This is a genomic window from Acidobacteriota bacterium, assembly GCA_033549365.1.
In the GTDB taxonomy this organism is placed as follows: domain Bacteria; phylum Acidobacteriota; class Aminicenantia; order Aminicenantales; family Saccharicenantaceae; genus JAWSUF01.
The window spans coordinates 34,804-50,985 of record JAWSUF010000015.1 but is presented as its reverse complement, the minus strand read 5'-3'; the positions used below and the strand labels follow the sequence as shown (position 1 = coordinate 50,985).

11 protein-coding genes are annotated in these 16,182 nt (G+C 59.8%); 6 read left to right on the top strand and 5 right to left on the bottom strand.

The features are described 5' to 3' along the window. Position 1: 1 nt before the first annotated feature. Together SCM96_14425 and SCM96_14420 are read right to left on the bottom strand one after the other, a co-directional pair. Positions 2 to 655 (bottom strand): tetratricopeptide repeat protein, encoded by a 654-nt coding sequence (locus SCM96_14425; protein MDW7761818.1) that lies wholly within the window; start codon positions 653 to 655, stop codon positions 2 to 4. A gap of 91 nt (positions 656 to 746) precedes the next feature. Further along, a complete protein-coding gene (locus SCM96_14420; GenBank protein MDW7761817.1) occupies positions 747 to 1,439 on the bottom strand; it encodes a hypothetical protein in 693 nt (230 codons plus the stop codon). A 219-nt stretch (positions 1,440 to 1,658) separates the two neighbouring features. Here SCM96_14420 and fusA point away from each other — a divergent pair, with 219 nt between their 5' ends. The 4 genes from fusA (at position 1,659) to SCM96_14400 (ending at position 7,403) form a co-directional block, all read left to right on the top strand. Beyond that, entirely contained in the window at positions 1,659 to 3,749 is a 2,091-nt protein-coding gene (gene fusA, locus SCM96_14415; GenBank protein ID MDW7761816.1) for an elongation factor G, read from the top strand. A 15-nt stretch (positions 3,750 to 3,764) separates the two neighbouring features. Next, on the top strand, positions 3,765 to 4,517 hold the full coding sequence (locus SCM96_14410) for a hypothetical protein (GenBank protein MDW7761815.1): 753 nt from the start codon (positions 3,765 to 3,767) through the stop codon (positions 4,515 to 4,517). A gap of 226 nt (positions 4,518 to 4,743) precedes the next feature. Beyond that, the gene (locus SCM96_14405; protein MDW7761814.1) at positions 4,744 to 6,174 is read left to right on the top strand and encodes a M24 family metallopeptidase; all 1,431 of its coding nucleotides are present in this window, start codon (positions 4,744 to 4,746) and stop codon (positions 6,172 to 6,174) included. Between the two features lie 92 nt (positions 6,175 to 6,266). After that, positions 6,267 to 7,403 carry a penicillin-insensitive murein endopeptidase gene (locus SCM96_14400; protein ID MDW7761813.1) on the top strand — a complete coding sequence of 379 codons (1,137 nt, stop codon included), beginning with the start codon at positions 6,267 to 6,269 and terminating at the stop codon, positions 7,401 to 7,403. A gap of 64 nt (positions 7,404 to 7,467) precedes the next feature. On the opposite strand, the gene SCM96_14395 is transcribed toward SCM96_14400, so the two are convergent. From SCM96_14395 to SCM96_14385, 3 genes are read right to left on the bottom strand one after another with little or no spacing between them, the layout of a single operon-like run. After that, positions 7,468 to 10,545 (bottom strand): efflux RND transporter permease subunit, encoded by a 3,078-nt coding sequence (locus SCM96_14395; GenBank protein MDW7761812.1) that lies wholly within the window; start codon positions 10,543 to 10,545, stop codon positions 7,468 to 7,470. After that, positions 10,542 to 11,819, bottom strand: coding sequence for an efflux RND transporter periplasmic adaptor subunit (locus SCM96_14390; protein MDW7761811.1), 1,278 nt, complete (start codon positions 11,817 to 11,819; stop codon positions 10,542 to 10,544). The genes SCM96_14395 and SCM96_14390 overlap by 4 nt, the downstream gene beginning before the upstream one ends. A 14-nt stretch (positions 11,820 to 11,833) precedes the next feature. Then, a complete protein-coding gene (locus tag SCM96_14385) occupies positions 11,834 to 13,405 on the bottom strand; it encodes a TolC family protein (protein ID MDW7761810.1) in 1,572 nt (523 codons plus the stop codon). A gap of 157 nt (positions 13,406 to 13,562) precedes the next feature. Here SCM96_14385 and meaB point away from each other — a divergent pair, with 157 nt between their 5' ends. Both meaB and SCM96_14375 read left to right on the top strand, forming a co-directional pair. After that, positions 13,563 to 14,549: a methylmalonyl Co-A mutase-associated GTPase MeaB gene (gene meaB / locus SCM96_14380; GenBank protein ID MDW7761809.1), complete on the top strand. Its 987-nt coding sequence runs from the start codon at positions 13,563 to 13,565 to the stop codon at positions 14,547 to 14,549. Further along, positions 14,518 to 16,176 (top strand): methylmalonyl-CoA mutase family protein, encoded by a 1,659-nt coding sequence (locus tag SCM96_14375; protein MDW7761808.1) that lies wholly within the window; start codon positions 14,518 to 14,520, stop codon positions 16,174 to 16,176. Before meaB ends, SCM96_14375 begins: the two co-directional genes overlap by 32 nt. Positions 16,177 to 16,182: the final 6 nt, after the last annotated feature.

The window sequence follows — 16,182 nt, the reverse complement described above, 5'->3', positions numbered from 1 at the left end:
GTTATTTCCGGAGGAAATTCAGAAGGCTGCGGACCTGTTCCGCTTCCGGCGCATGAGACGCCAGAACCAAAAATTTATCCAGATGGACAATGGCCAGATCCTTTCGCTTTTTTTGGTTATAGGCAAGGCCGATCTGGTAATGCGCGTAGGCGTGGTTGGGCGCAACCTCATGGGTTTTCCGGTAAAACGTGATGGCGTCATCCGTTTTTTTCTGCCAACCGAAAACGTTGCCCTTCTCGTAGAGGGCATCGGCCGATTTCGGGTCCCATTTGAGCGCATCATCCACGGATTTCATGGCTTCCGTGTAATTCTTTCTCTTGATCCAGACCTTGGCCCTTCCGACATGACCCAGAGCGGATTCGGGATCGAGTTCCAGGATGCGGCTGAAACCCTCCCAGGCCTCGTCGATATGGTCGAGTCCGAGAAGAGCGGCGCCGCGATGATACATCGCGTCTTTCCGGCAGGGATCGGCTTCGAGGACTTCGTCAAAAAGCGCCCGGGCTTCGGCGTATTTTCCGCGGCCGAGAAGGACGACTCCGCGCTCGTAGGGATCCTCGGGGAGTTCAAGGTCCGGGATTTGTGCGGCGGCATAAATGGGAAAGACCAGCATCCCGAGAAAAACGACCGCTGCGGTTTCTATCCGGAGATGTTTCATGATCGGCCTCCTTTTTTTTTGTAATTATAACACGAGCGCAAACGATGACGGCTCGGAGGTGGTTCGGTTCCCGGTCCGGAACAAGGCGGTTCTAGGAAACGATTCTGACGGGTGCGCTCAGAAAACTCATCCCGCCGAAGCTCCCTCCCGGCTGAATCTCGAACCGGTAGATTCCCGGGGCGATACCGGATGGAATTGTTAGCTCGGCTTTCCCTGAGTTGGGCACTTGCCGGGCCAAAAGCGTCTCAGCGACCATGGCCCCCTCACGACGGAGGAAAATATCGATCCGAAGAGAAGAAGGTTGAGTCGTCCTCCAACCGATCGAATAGGTTCGTCCCCGGACAAGATCGCCGGCCGGAACGGTAAAAATCCAGGGCGACGTCTTGATGAAAAACGGCTTGGACGTCCCCCTGACTTTTCCGTCGGTGGTTTCAACCCGGATGGCATATTTACCTTCCGCCTGGTTCCTGTCCAGCTCAACGCTTTCGCTTCCATCATTTGGCGTGTCGGCAGCGAGGCGACCGAGCATCCGGTTGCCCGCTTCATCGCAGAGATGGATATGGACATTGGCAACGGCGAAAGTTCCGGATTTTGTCCATTCGACGCGATATCGGGACCCGGAACCGGAGAACCAGGTAACATCGGCCAGAGGATTGGTGACCCATATGGTCGACACCGGACTCATGGTTACTTTCCTGGGCGCCGTCTTCACTTGGTCGGTCGGCATGGCCGATGTTATAGCAAAGAAAAGAAGCAAGACAAAGACAAAAGTTGATTTTCTCATGATGCCCTCCCTATGGATTGCTCCTCTGTTTTATGAGAACAGAGAACGCCCTTCATGTCAAGCCGTTTTCTTTGTCCGCCGCCGGCTTGATTCCGCAGGACCGATCGGCTATAATGCCGCCTTAACCGTTGATTCGAGATGTGCTCGCCTCCCGACAGAGCGATCCGACTCCGACAACGCGACATTCACCCTATAGGTTTATGACAGGTGGAGATGTTTATGGACAACGATATCGCCCGCATGCGGAATATCGGCATCAGTGCGCACATCGACTCCGGCAAGACGACGCTGACCGAAAGAATCCTTTTTTACTGCAAAAAAATCCACCGGATCCACGAGGTCAAGGGCCGGGACGGAGTCGGCGCGACCATGGACTCCATGGAGCTCGAACGCGAGCGGGGCATCACCATCGCCTCGGCCACGACCAACGTCCGGTGGGTGGACCACTCCATCAACATCATCGATACACCCGGCCACGTTGACTTCACCATCGAGGTCGAACGCTCCCTCCGGGTTCTGGATTCGGCCGTCCTCGTCCTTTGCTCCGTCGGCGGAGTGCAGTCCCAGACGATCACGGTCGACCGCCAGCTCAAGCGCTACAATGTTCCGCGTCTGGCTTTCATCAACAAGCTCGACCGCACCGGCGCCGACCCCCTCAAGGTCGCCCGGCAACTCAAGGAGAAACTGGGCCACACCGCCGTCCTCCTGCAGATTCCGATCGGGCTCGAGGATCATTTCGATGGTGTCATCGATCTCGTGGACATGCAGGCCCTGTATTTCGAAGGCTCCGAAGGTGAAACCGTCAGAGCAGCGCCGATCCCCCGGGAGCTTCGGATTGAGGCCGAATCCCATCGGGAAAGGCTCGTCGACGCCGCCTCGATGTTCTCCGACGATCTCATGGAAGCCGCCCTCGAAAACCGCGTCGATGCCGACATGATCCGCTCCGCCATCCGTCAGGGAACGATCGCGCGCAAGCTCACCCCCGTCCTCATGGGCTCAGCTTACAGAAACAAGGGCGTCCAGCCCCTTCTCGATGCCGTCGTCCGCTATCTTCCGAACCCCGCCGACGTCGAAAACACCGCCCTCGATCTCGACGATGGAGAAAAGCCCGTCCGGCTGTCCGGCGATTCCGCCGACCCGTCCGTGGCCCTCGCCTTCAAGCTCGAAGACGGCCCCTACGGCCAGCTGACCTACATCCGCCTCTATCAAGGCGCCCTTAAGAAGGGGGACGAGCTTTACAACACCCGCTCGCGACAGAAATTCAAGGTCGGGCGCCTGGTCCGCATGCATGCCGACGAGATGAAGGATATCATCACGGCCTCGAGCGGCGATATCGTCGCCCTGTTCGGAATCGACTGTGCCTCGGGCGACACATTCGTTTCTCCGGGATTGAACCTGGCCATGACCTCCATTCATATCCCCGAACCCGTGATCTCGCTTGCCGTCGCGGCGGCCGACGGTGTCTCCCAGGACCGGATGGCCAAGGCCCTCAACCGCTTCATCAAGGAGGACCCCACCTTCCGCTCCCACGTCGACCCCGAATCCAACCAGACCATCATTCAGGGCATGGGTGAACTTCACCTGGATGTTTATCTGGAGAGGATGAAGAGGGAATACAAGGCCCAAGTTAAAACCGGGGCACCCCAAGTCGCCTACCGCGAATCCCTCGGACGGCGGGCCGACTTCGACTACACGCACAGGAAACAGACAGGCGGCGCCGGCCAGTACGGCCGGGTCGTCGGCTACCTGGAGCCCGCCCCCTCGGGCGGCTACGAGTTCGTCGACGAGGTCAAGGGCGGCCGGATCCCCCGGGAATTCATTCCTTCCTGCGACAAGGGATTCCGCGCGACGCTGAAAAAGGGACCGCTTCTCGGCTTTCCCGTGACCGGGGTACGCGTCGTCCTGACCGACGGACAATACCATGCCGTCGACTCTTCCGACATCGCCTTCCAGGCCGCGGCCCAGGGCGCCTTCCGGAACACGTTCCCGAAGGCCGCGCCCTTTATCCTTGAGCCCATCATGAAACTTTCCGTCGAGGGACCGTCGGAGTTTGTCGGCAACATCTTCGCGACAATCAGCCAGAGGCGGGGCGTCATCGTCAGTTCGGTCGAGGATGGAACCTTCGCCCGTGTGGACGCCGAGGTGCCGCTCAGCGAAATGTTCGGCTACGCGACCGCTCTGAGGTCTTTGACCCAGGGCAAGGCCGAGTTCACAATGGAATTCCTCAAGTACGGCCGCGTTCCGGAACAGGTCGCCGCGCGGCTGGCCGAGGAGATCGCGGAGAAGCGCCGCGCCGGCGTGCGGACTTAATCGGGGAGGAGCATCATGCCGAAAACCGATCTCGTCAAGAGAAGCCCCATCCGGGTCCTGGATAAAACCCTCCGCGGGGGGCTGGGGAAAGGCGGTGTCGGCGTCCTGGCTTCACGCAAAGGCGTTGGCAAGACGGCCTGCCTGGTCCACATCGCCCTGGACAAGATGCTCCAGGACAAGCCGGTCATCCATGTTTCCTACTCGAGCCGCGTCGACCACATCATCAAGTGGTATGAGGATCTGTTCCGGGAAATATCCAGGAAACCGCGGCTCAAGGATAAAGACCCGTCCGCCCTGTTCGAGGACCTCATCCGCAACCGAGTCATCATGAACTTCCGCCAGGAAGGAACGAAGACGGAACAGATCCTGAGAAGCATCGAGGCTTTGATTGTCCATGCGCCCTTCGCCGCGGAGACGGTCATTGTCGACGGCTACGACTTTGCGGCGGCCGAACCCGAAGACCTGGTCCGATTCAGGGATTTCGCCGTGCGGCGCGGGTTGGAGATCTGGTTCAGCGCATCTCTCAAAGGCCCCCAGCCGCTTTTCGACGAGGAAGGCGTCCCACGCCTTCTTTTCCCCTATTTGGATCTCATCGACGTGCTGATGACGCTGCGGTTCCAGGGCGAACAGGTCGGATTTCACCTCATCCGGCACCGCGGCCGGAAGCCGCGCGGGCGGCTCCGCCTGATGCTCGATCCGACGACGCTCCTCATCGCCCTAGAGAAAACGTCGCGTCCCTCCGCTCGGAAACCGTCCCGCCGGAATTGACCCTGAATTTATCTTCGCGCCGCTGTAAAGAAAAATGTTCCGACCGAAGGCACAAGACGAAAATTTGTCCCCGGATCCGTCGGCCCATCGAAGCTGAAAGCGACAGGATTGCCGCTGAGAATAATGGCGTATTTCTTTCCGGGATTGAGCTGTGACGCCGGCACGGAAACGCGCTGCGATGATATTCCGGTTGACTCGGCAAACGGTCATGATAAGATGAAAACAAATGAAAAACTTATGGATTTCGCTCCTTGTCATTCCCCTGGCCGTCTGCGCTCCGCGGACGGCCGCGCCCGACCCCTTCGATCCCGATGCCGCGGCTTCCGGACTGCGGCTCGGGCCTCCGGTTTTTGAGGCCGCTCCGGCCTGGACCGGACCCGGTCTTCCGTTTCCTCCCGAGGACAACCCCTGGCCGTCCGTTCGTAAGGAGCGCATCCGGACGCTTCTGGGACCGGCCATGGAACGGGCAGGCGTCGACGCCTGGGTTCTCGTTCTCCGTGAAAACAACAACGATCCTCTCGCCCACCACGTTGGAGGTGAGAATGCGGGGGGAACGGCTGTTTTTCTCTTCTTCCTTGAAAAGGCAACGGATGATGGAGAAACGCCCGGCGTTTCTTCAGTCGCGGTATCTCCCGCCGGGGAAGCCACGGCCCTTCGGGATATGGATCTCCATGACAGCGTCGTTGCCCCCGAACCGAATCTGTCGATTCTCGGCACGGCCGCCGAGGTTCTCCAAGGACGAAACCCGGCTAAGATCGCCGTCAACTCATCGGCGCTGGCCGCAGCCGACGGTCTTTCCCACACGCAGCGGATCCAACTTGAAAAAGCGCTCGGCCCGGATCTCTCCCGACGTCTTGTGTCATCCGAGGATCTGGTCGTCGAGTGGCTTTCCGTGAAAACGCCCCGGGAAGTCGACATCATGACTCGGGCCGCCGAGATCACGGCCCGGCTTCAGATCGAGGCTTATGCCCGGGCCGTTCCGGGAGAAACGACGGACGCCGATCTGGCCCGCTTCCTCAAGCGCCGCATGGCCCAGCTCAAAGTCGAGGATGCCTGGGCTCCGGATCAGAATCCCAACGTCAATTCCGGACCCGATCGCGGCCACTCCCATGCCACGGACCGCGTGATCCGTCCGGGCGACTTTATCCAGACGGACTTCGGCATCAAGGTTTGGGATATTTGGGTGACGGACATCCAGCGCTTCGCCTATGTCCTCGAACCCGGGGGAACCGAGCCTCCCGCCGACGCCCTGAGAAAGTGGGACGCGGCGGTGCGGGGCAGCCGGGCCGCCTTCGCGGCCATGCGCCCCGGAGTCCGCGGTCTCGACGTCGATCTCGCCCAGCGCCGGGTCATGGAAGAAGCCGGATCGATTCCGGTCTTCTGGGGCACCGGGCATCCCGTCGGCTACTGGGCTCACGATGTCGGGCCGGCCCTCAGCGGCGGCCAGCGCGGACGCACTCCCTCTCCGGCCGTTTCGCGGCTCCTCCGGCCCGGCCAGGTTTTCGCCTATGACGGCTTTTTCTCGTGGGAACTCTCAGGCGAAGAAACCGGGACGAAAACGATTTCCGTCGAAGAGATGGCCGTCGTAACCGAGGACGGCGCGCGGTTTCTGATCGCCCCACAGGACGACCTCATCCTCATCCGTTCGCGGAACTGATCCGGGCCTATTTCTTCAGGGCCTCGAGAATGGCGGTTTTGAAAGCTTGACCTGGGGATGCCGGCAAGGGTAAAAGGTAAGGTCGAGGACACATGATATCGTTGATTCTTGCCGCATGGCTGGGCTTCGGCACCGGGTGGACGGCCGATATTCTCGCTCTATCGAAAGGGGAAACCCCCAATGACGCCCAACCTGACGGCGCGGAGACCGGACTCCCCTTCCCGCCGTTGAGTCTCTCGGATGACGAGTTGGCCGAGCGCATCGCAACCGATCCGCATTCCCTGGCGTCCCTTTCCATCGGGGCTCCCGGCAGCGGACTGCAGCTGGGCTCCATACCGCTGCCGCCGGCTCCCGAATGGGAGATCATCCATCCCGGCGAATCCTATGGAACACGCGAGACCATCGCTTTTGTCCAAACGGCGCTCCGAACCGTGGCACGGATCTTCCCCGGAACACAGCCTCTCGCAATCGGCGATATCAGCCATCCCGGCGGCAGACAGCTCCGGCGCCATGCCACGCACCAGGCCGGCCGTGACGTCGACTTCGGATTCTACTACAAGGACGGCAAGACACACTGGCGAATTCCGGGAACTGCGACCAATCTCGATCTTCCCCGAAATTGGGCGCTGGTGCGGGCCCTGACTGCTTTGACCGACGTCGAAACCATTCTTCTCGACTGGAGAATCCAAAAGCCTCTCTACCATTACGCGCTTTCGATCGGCGAGGACAAGGAGTGGCTGGACGGGATCTTTCAGTTCGTCAAAGGATCGCGCGGGGCCCTGATCCGCCATGTCGCGGGTCATCGCACGCACTACCACGTGCGTTTCTTCAATCCCGAGGCTCAGGAACTCGGACGGCGGGTTTATCCGCATCTTCTCCGTCTGAAAGTCATCGACCCCCCCGTTTTCACGATCCCGCACCGGGTCCGCGAAGGCGAGACTCTGGGACACCTGGCCCGCCGCTACGGCACAACGGTTCGGGCCATTCAGAGGGCGAACGGACTGAGCGGCAACCTGATTCGCGCCGGCCGGACCTACCGGATCCCGCGATCCGGCGCAACGGCTCCACCCCAGGAACCGATCATGATTCCTCCGCGCAGGCTTCCCCCAACCACACCGGCTTTACTCGGCGGTATGGACTGGCCGACGGCAACCCGGATTTCCACGCCGACTTTGGATGAGGCGGTCCGGCTCGGCGGAATCATCCGGAAGGCCCTCCGCCGGTTTTAGCCCGGGGCGGTTATTCGACCGACTTCGCGAAGACCCGGAACTCGGCGATGGAAAATTGGGTCCTTCAGGATTCTTCGGTTTTTCGGCTGGCAAAAAACGAATAGACGACGGGAATAATGAGCAGGGTGATCAGGGTCGAACTCATCAGACCGCCCACCACCGCCCGGGCCATGGGCGCCTGGGCTTCGCTGCCTTCCCTGATCCCCAGGGCCAGGGGCATCATGGCCATGATGGTCGTCATTGCCGTCATCAGAATGGGACGAAGGCGCCGCCGGCCGGCTTCCTCGATCGCCGCGCGCATCGGCATCTTATCGCGGCGGCGGAGAAGATTGATGTGGTCCACCAGGAGAATGGCGTTGTTGACCACGATCCCGCCCAGCATGATGCAACCGATGTACGATTGGATGTTGAACGTTGTGCCCGTCAGAAAAAGCATCCAGATGACGCCGATGGCCGCCATGGGAACGGAAAACATGACGATGAACGGATCGCGCACGGACTCATAGAGCATGGCCATGATCATGTAGACCAGCAACAGGGCCAGGATGATGCTGACCAGGAGTTCCCGGAACGCTTTCTGCTGTTCCTCGAAATCCCCCGTAAACGTGACCGCGAAATCCCGGGGCATGGGGATGGTGCGGATCCCGGCCCGGATGTCGGACAAAATCGACCCAAGATCCCGGTTCTGAATTTCGGCCGAGATGGTCAGAACGCGCTCCCGGTCCCGCCTTTCGATGCGTTGCGGGCCGCGCCGGGGCTGGACGTCGACGACATTGCGCAGGCTGACCGGCCGCCCGTCCGAATTGGTGAGCGTCATGTCGAGGATGTCTTCCATGCTCAACCGTTCGGCATCCTTGATCCTGACGAGGATGCGGAATTCATCGCCGCTCTCGCGGAACATGCTGGCTTGGGTGCCCGTCAGAACGGTCTGGACCGTCCGGCCGATCTGGGACACGGAAAGTTTCATGTCCGCGGCCGCTTGTCTGTCGATGATGAGAAGCTCCTCGGGATTGCCGACATCCCGGCTGAGCCGGACATCGGCGACGCCGGGGACGCCCTCAACGATTCGCCTCACCTGCTGGGCCAGAGCTTCCCCTGTTTCTATATCGTAGCCGCGGATTTCAACCTGGACTCTTTCCGCCCCGCCGCCGCCCCGGAACATGAACTGGCCGCCGCTCGCCCGGGTCCGGATGACGGTTCCGGGAATATTCCGAAGATTTCGCCGGAGATCGGCTGCGATTTGCTCGCTCGATCTCGAACGCTGCGACCGGGGCACGAGCTTGACGGTGACATTCCCGGATTGGGAGCCGCGTCTCCAACCGCCGCCGCCGATGCTTTCCTCGATGGTCCGCATTTCCGGGACATTCCGCCTGACGATGTCGGCAATCACTTTGAAACGCTCGTCGATGACGGCCAGGCGTGTGCCGACTTCCATCTCGACCGTGACGCTCACCTCGCCTTCGTCCGTAGACGGCATGAATTCGTTGCCGACGAGCCTGGCGAGGAAGATGCTTCCGACAAGGAGCAGGGCGGCCCCGCCCAGGACGGCCGCCCGGTGGTTCAATGAAAAATGGAGAATCTTTTTATATCTGTTTTCCATTTTTACGAAAACGCTGCGGATGCCGGCGACAAGCTTCCCGACCGCTTCCCGGGAATTCGTGTCGTTCGGACGGGTCAACCGGAGAAAGCGGCTCGACAGCATGGGAATCATGGTCAGCGAGACAAACAACGAGCAAATGAGAGCAAAGCTGACCACGTAGGCCAGTTGTTTGAACATGATGCCGCTCATGCCCCGGATAAAGACCATAGGCATGAATACGGCCAGCGTGGTCAAGGTGCTGGCCACAATGGCCGATGAAACCTCCCGGGTTCCCTCCGAAGCGGCCTTTCGGGGCGGTTCTCCGGACTCCTGCAGCCGGAAAATATTTTCCAGAACGACGATGGAGTTGTCGAGGAGCATTCCGATGCCGAGAGCCAATCCGCCCAGCGTCATGACATTCAAAGTGAAACCGCCGAAATAAATCAGACTGAACGTCGCCACGATGGAGATGGGGATGGCGGTGGCGATAACGAATGTGCTCCGGATATTGGTCAGGAACAACAGCAGCACGAAAACCGCCAGGATTCCGCCGTAGACCGCCGTGGAACTGACATTGCGGATGGCGTTCTTGATATATTCCGAGCTGTCCGATACCGGAAGAAGCTGGATCTGGGGGATGTCCTCCTGGATTCTTTCGATTTCCCTGAGAACGCCTTCGGCGACCTGGACGGTATTGGTTCCCGATTGCTTGTAGATCGCGATCCTTGTTCCCGGAAGACCGTTGATGCGGACGACGCGGGTGATTCTGCGGAAGGTGTCGTCGACATCGGCGATTTCCCTGAGCTGAATGGGCACGCCGTCCCTTATGGCCACAACCGTCTCGCGGATCTGATCCAGGTTGGTATAAACTCCTGGAATGCGGACGAGGATGTCGTAATTCCCCCTCTCAATGATTCCCGCCGGAAGGTCGATGTTTTCCTGGCGGATTTTTGTGATGATCAAGTCCAGGGGAAGGCCGAGGGCCTTGACTTTGTCGGGATGGATATTGACCTGGATTTCGCGTTCGCGGCCGCCCCAGATATCGATCGACGCCACGCCCGGGACGCGCTCGATCCGGTAGGATATCTGCTCGTCGATAATCCGCCGCATCTGGATGGGATCCAGATTGCTCAGGGCGCCGATCATGAGAATGGGCCTCTGGGCCGGATCGAATTTCCGGAGAGTCGGACGGTTGATATCGGGCGGCAGCCGGGAGATCACGCGGTCGAGACGCTCGCGGACGTCATCGGCCGCGGCATTGAGGTCGACACCCCAGGAAAACATGACCCGCACGTTGCTGTTTCCTTCGGACGAGACGGAAAAGACTTCCTCGACGCCCGGAACCGCGCTCATGGCCTCTTCGATCGGCCGGGTGATGATCTGCTCAATTTCCTCCGGGCCCGTGTTTTCGTAGGAAGTGGAAATATTGAGCGTGGGGAAGGTGATGTCGGGCATGAGATCGATGGGAAGCCGCGAGACGGAAACAAGACCCACGGCCATGACGGCCAGGACGATCATGGTCGTGAAGACGGGACGCTTGATGGAGAAATCAGAGAGATTCACAGCCGGCCTCCCTGGGACGAGTCCGTTTTGCCGTCCGGTTTGGCAGGCATCTTGCCGCCCTCCCCGTTTCCGGAAACCGGAGCTCCGGGGGGCAAAATGACGCCGCCTTCTCTTTCCAGAAGATAATGCCCGAGCGTGACCACATATCCGGAGATCGAGGCGGGCTCGACGATTTCAACGAGGTTGCCCTCCACGATGCCCGTCTGAACCGGCTGGAAACGAGCTCTTGTGTTTTCGAGGTCGATCAAAAAGACTCCCGCCTGACCGTCGCGGGTCGCGACGGCATTGAACGGCACAACCGTGACATTCTCGCGCCGGTCGAACTCGATCTGGGCATTGATGAACATGCCCGGCTTGAGAAGTTTTTCGGGGTTGTCAATTTCGATTTCGACCCGGGCCTGCCGCGATGTCTCCTTGAGAAGCGGAGCAACGCGGACGACCCGGCCGTTGAAGGACTTCTCCGGGAAGGCGCTGCTCAACACCGCAGCCGGCTGATCGATCCTCAAGCGGAAATACTCCCTGTCGGTGACATGGATGACGGCCGTGATCGGGTGGAGTTCGACGATGGACAGAATCGGCGCATTGGCCGATAGCAGGGCGCCCTGATCGACGAATCTCTCGCCCACGTACCTTACGGCGCCGCCGGTTTCCCATAAGGCCGCGATCCGCGTATAGGACAGTCGAACCCGGGCCGTCTGAAGAGCGGCCTCGCGGTTGGCCAACTGGGCCACGGCGACATTGTAGCGGGCCTGCTGGGCGCCGTTCTGAGCGATCACGGCGTCCAGCTGGGAGTCCGATTGGATCCCTTTCTGATGCAGGGTTCTCGCCCGCTCCAGGTCTTTCGCGCTCATGTCGAGGGAGCTCGCGGCCTCTTCCAGGTTGGCGCGAGCGACGCGGAGGTCGGCTTCCGCCTGAATGACCTGCTGCTGGTATTCTTCATCCTCAAGTACGGCCACAAGCTGGCCGCTCGTCACCGGGTCACCGATATCGACAAGAAGCCTGTTCAGCTTGCCCGATATTTTGGGGGCGACAACGACATGGGATTTGGAGATCAATGTCCCGGAAAACAGGCCCATGTCTCTCAGCGAACTGATCCGGACGGGGCCGATTTCGACGGCCACGGCCACGCTTCCCGGACCGCCCCCCGGACCTTGTCCGGACGGAAAAACGGCCCGAAGGACCCTCCAGCCCAGGAACCCCAGGACGATGATCCCCAGGATCGCCGCCATGGTTTTGCGCGGGATTTCAAACTTGCCGATCTTCAAAGTCTTCATATCGTCATCCTTCTTCACAAGTTGTTTCCGTTTTCGACTTCATCCGCGGCGACCAATCGCACTCCGGTTCCCTGCACCCGGTCGAGGTTGGCCAGCGAAATACTATAGTCCACGAGGGCCCGGAGCTCCATGATTTGGGCCGAGGCCAGATCTCTCTGATATTGCAGAATAAAATAATTCGTGCTCAGGCCGACCTTGAATTTTTCCTCCTCGGCTTCGAGCTTTCTTTGGGCCAGCTCACGGGCGGCCCGGTAGGCTGATATCCTCAGATAATTGGCCTCGGCCGTCCGGACGGCATTCCGGATTTCCAGAAAAGCCCGCTGTTCGCTGTTCTGGAGTCTGATCCTGGCTTGCTCGAGGCCGAGTTTGTTCTGCTTGTAAAGGGCCCGGGTCAGAATATTGTTGAGAGGAAACGACAGAGACAATCCCACGGACCAGTTCTTGTATCGGAAATTCACGGCATCCCTCAGGGCGTCCGAACTGCCGCCGGGAACAATGCCGATGACGGCGCCGGTCAGGGCGTTTCCGCCTTCATAAAGGATCTGGTCGCCCGAGATGCCGGGGCTCCAGTAGGACGCTTGGAGACGAAGATCGGGGAAGAGCTGGTTGCGGGCATAGCTCATATTGAGTTCCCGGGTCCGGAGATCGATCCGTGACGCCTGAAGGTCGGGCCGGCGGGCCATGGCCGTCTTCAGAGCCCGATCCAGACTCAAATCTTCGCGGCGGACGGACGGGGCGTCCGTGGGCCTGATACGCACGGATTCCACATCCTCGAATTCGGCCGGAAGGTTGATGATGGTCTTGAGGAGGTCCTCAAAATTTCTGACCAGGGTCTCGGCCTCCAGGATATCCGCCTCCCGTGTCGCCACATCGGCCTCCGCGGTGAGAATTTCGATAGGGGCGAGCGTGCCGGCCTGGATTTCCGCCCTGTTTTTCTCGAGCAATTCCTGGGCCAGCTTCAGAGACTGCCTTCTGACCTTCAGGTTTTCGATGCTGTAGACCAGATTCCAATAGGCGCTTTCCGCGCTGTAAACCGTGTCCTCGAGAGCCTGTTGAAAAAGTTGTTCGGAGACGTCCCGGTTGTTTTTGGCGACGAGAATGTCCCGGCGACTCATTTTGGGGCCGAAATCCTTCAAAAGCGGTTGGGAAAACGTGAAGCGAAGCGTGTTGCCGTAACGGGGGTTGATGCTCTGGAAACGCCTGTTGGTGTCCGTCATATAGCCCGTCAATCCCAGCGCGAAATTGGCCCCCGTGGGAATAACCTGGGCGATCTGAAGGGAATAGTCGTTCTGCAGCGTGGTGACGGTCTCCGAGGCATCCAGAAACGAGAAAGAGGCGGAATTGGTATCCTGTTTATTGAAATGGGAGGTCATGGAGGGCAAAAATCGTTCCCTGGCCAGATCGACGGAAACGTCGGCAATGGCCGGCGTGATCCTTTCCACGGCCAACCCCAGATTGCTTGTCACGGTTCGGGCGATGCATTCGTCCAGGGACAACGCCAGCGTCTTTTCTTCATCGAGACCCTGCAACGGCAGAAGAGAGATCCACATCAGGGCGAGGCATCCCGCCGCGGCTCTTCGGATCATGTCAGCACCTCCAAAAGGATTCAGCCCGGATCTTTGATATAAAAATCCCATATCATTTGGACGCAATCCGGTCGGTTTTCTTCCCCCGATATTCCAAACCCGCTCTGTTCTTGACATCCGCATCATAATGACGCTATAGTCGTTTTTCCTTAAGCTTATGGCAGTCACAGCACTCCTGGAGGATTTTTTTCAGGGCCGCACTTTGGCCTGCGCCCGTTTGATCAGCCGGATCGAAAACGATCCCCGATCCATTCCGGAAATTCTCGACGCCGTTCTTCCCCGCCGGAAAGGCGCCGTCCGGATCGGCGTGACCGGCCCTCCCGGGGTCGGAAAAAGCACCGTGACGGCCGGCCTGGCCAAGCGGGCCGTCGCCGCCGGTCATTCCGTCGGAATCCTGGCCGTCGATCCTTCCAGCCCCTTCTCGGGAGGCGCCTTTCTGGGCGACCGCGTCCGGATGCATAACCTCGGCGATTCCGGCGTGTTTATCCGTTCCCTGGCCTCCCGGGAAGGAACCGGCGGGCTCTCACCCGCCGCGCCTTATGCCGCCGAAATTCTGGACGCCTTCGGCATGGACCGGATCTTCATCGAAACCGTCGGCGTCGGCCAGGCGGAACTCGACGTCATGACCTGCGCCGATCTGATTCTTCTCATCCTGCAGCCGGGCGCGGGAGACGTCATCCAGACGCTCAAGTCGGGGATCCTGGAAATCGCCGACCTGTTTCTGGTCAACAAGATCGATCTTCCCGGTGCCAACGCTCTCCTCGAATCCCTGCGGTTCCTTTTCGAAATCAGCGGCGGCCGGCGGGAAAAGACCGCTCCTCCCGTCCTTTCCCTTTCCGCCGACCGGAATATCGGCCTCGACGAAGCCCACGCCGCCATGGAAGACGCCGTCGGTGAATACGTTCAGTCGGGACGATATGATGAAAAACGGCGGGAACGCCTCGAAGCCGAAATCCGAAAAGCCCTTCGCGAGGATCTCTGGGAAAAGTTCTCCATGGGAACAAACGGGAAGATCGACATCCGGGCCGCGGCGGAAACGCTCCTCAAGGAGCGCCGGCCGCCCTATCGTTTCGTCCGCGATGTCTGTTCGAGGATCCTCATCGAATTCAAGAATGCGAGGCCCACCGGTGAAAACGAAGAATAAAACCCTTTGGAAAAAAACCTTCGATTCGAGCGGAAGGAGGGAAGCCGATTTTTCTTCCCTTTCAGGACGGCCCCTCGAACCCCTGTATTCCCGGGAAGATCTGGACGGCATCGATGCGGCATCCGAAATCGGTTTTCCCGGAGACTACCCTTTCACCCGTGGCGTTCATCCGTCGATGTACCGGGGAAAGCTCTGGACCATGCGCCAGTTCTCGGGCATGGGGACGGCCGACCAGACCAACGAGCGGTACAAGTTCCTTCTGGAAAAAGGCCAGACGGGTTTATCGGTCGCCTTCGACAACCCGACACTCTACGGCCGCGATTCCGACCACGGTCTTTCCGTCGGAGAGGTCGGAAAAACCGGAGTGGCCGTCGATACCGCGGCCGATATGGAGAGGCTTTTCCGCGACATCCCTCTGGACCGGGTATCGACATCCATGACCATCAACGCACCGGCAGCCTGGATCTTCGCCATGTTTCTGGCCAATGCCGAGAACCGGGGCATCTCCTTCGCCGGGCTCCGGGGCACCCTGCAGAACGACATCCTCAAGGAATACATCGCCCAGAAGGAATGGATCTTTCCTCCGGAACCCCACATGCGGCTGATCACGGATCTCATGGCTTTCTGCGCGGACCACGTGCCGCAGTGGAACACGATCTCGATTAGCGGCTACCACATCCGGGAAGCCGGTTCGACCGCGGCCCAGGAACTGGCCTTCACTCTGGCCGACGGTTTCGCTTATGTCGAATACGGCATGCGTGCCGGCCTGAACGTCGATGATTTCGCGCCCCGGTTGTCGTTCTTTTTCAACGCGCATCTCGATTTCTTCGAGGAAATCGCCAAGATGCGGGCCGCCCGGCGGATCTGGGCCCGCCACATGAAAGACAAATACGGCGCAAAAAATCCCCGGTCCTGGCTTTGCCGCTTTCATGTTCAGACGGCCGGCTGCAGCCTGACGGCCCAGCAGCCCGAAATCAACATCGTCCGCACGGCCCTCGAGGCTCTGGCGGGAGTGCTCGGGGGATGCCAGAGTCTTCACACGAATTCCATGGATGAAGCCCTGGCTCTGCCTTCGGAAAAGGCGGTCGAAATCGCTCTCAGGACCCAGCAGATCATCGCTTTCGAAAGCGGCGTCGCCAACGTCATCGACCCCCTGGGCGGCTCCTATTATGTTGAAAAACTGACCCGGGAACTGGAAGACGAGGCTGAGGCCTATTTCCGGAAAATTGAAGAGATGGGCGGCATCGTCGGAGCCATCGAGCAGGGATTTCCCCAGAGAGAGATCACCCGGGCCGCCTACGAATACCAGATGGCGCTTTCGAGAAAAAAGAAGTTCCAGGTCGGCGTCAATGCCTTCGCCAATCCCGGCGAAACCCTGGAAATCCCCATCTTGGAAATCGAAGAGTCGGTGGAAAAAGACCAGCTCGCTTTCCTGGAGAGGACCAAGGCGGAGCGCGATAACGGCGCCGTCCGCCGGAGCCTCGAGGCCCTGGCCGCCGCCGCGGCCGGGAGAGACAACCTCATGCCCCGCCTGCTCGACTGTTCCCGCGTCCGGGTCACGGTAGGGGAAATCAGCGACGCCCTGGCCGCCGTTTTCGGTGAATACAGGGAACAGCCCTTTTTCTGACGGGAG

Bases quoted from the DNA above. Each gene is read 5' to 3' on its own strand.
- SCM96_14375 (MDW7761808.1), top strand. From the start codon at position 14,518: ATGCGAGGCCCACCGGTGAAAACGAAGAATAAAACCCTTTGGAAAAAA.
- SCM96_14390 (MDW7761811.1), bottom strand. From the start codon at position 11,819: ATGAAGACTTTGAAGATCGGCAAGTTTGAAATCCCGCGCAAAACCATG.
- meaB (MDW7761809.1), top strand. From the start codon at position 13,563: ATGGCAGTCACAGCACTCCTGGAGGATTTTTTTCAGGGCCGCACTTTG.
- SCM96_14425 (MDW7761818.1), bottom strand. From the start codon at position 655: ATGAAACATCTCCGGATAGAAACCGCAGCGGTCGTTTTTCTCGGGATG.
- SCM96_14405 (MDW7761814.1), top strand. From the start codon at position 4,744: ATGAAAAACTTATGGATTTCGCTCCTTGTCATTCCCCTGGCCGTCTGC.
- SCM96_14420 (MDW7761817.1), bottom strand. From the start codon at position 1,439: ATGAGAAAATCAACTTTTGTCTTTGTCTTGCTTCTTTTCTTTGCTATA.
- SCM96_14400 (MDW7761813.1), top strand. From the start codon at position 6,267: ATGATATCGTTGATTCTTGCCGCATGGCTGGGCTTCGGCACCGGGTGG.
- SCM96_14410 (MDW7761815.1), top strand. From the start codon at position 3,765: ATGCCGAAAACCGATCTCGTCAAGAGAAGCCCCATCCGGGTCCTGGAT.
- SCM96_14385 (MDW7761810.1), bottom strand. From the start codon at position 13,405: ATGATCCGAAGAGCCGCGGCGGGATGCCTCGCCCTGATGTGGATCTCT.
- fusA (MDW7761816.1), top strand. From the start codon at position 1,659: ATGGACAACGATATCGCCCGCATGCGGAATATCGGCATCAGTGCGCAC.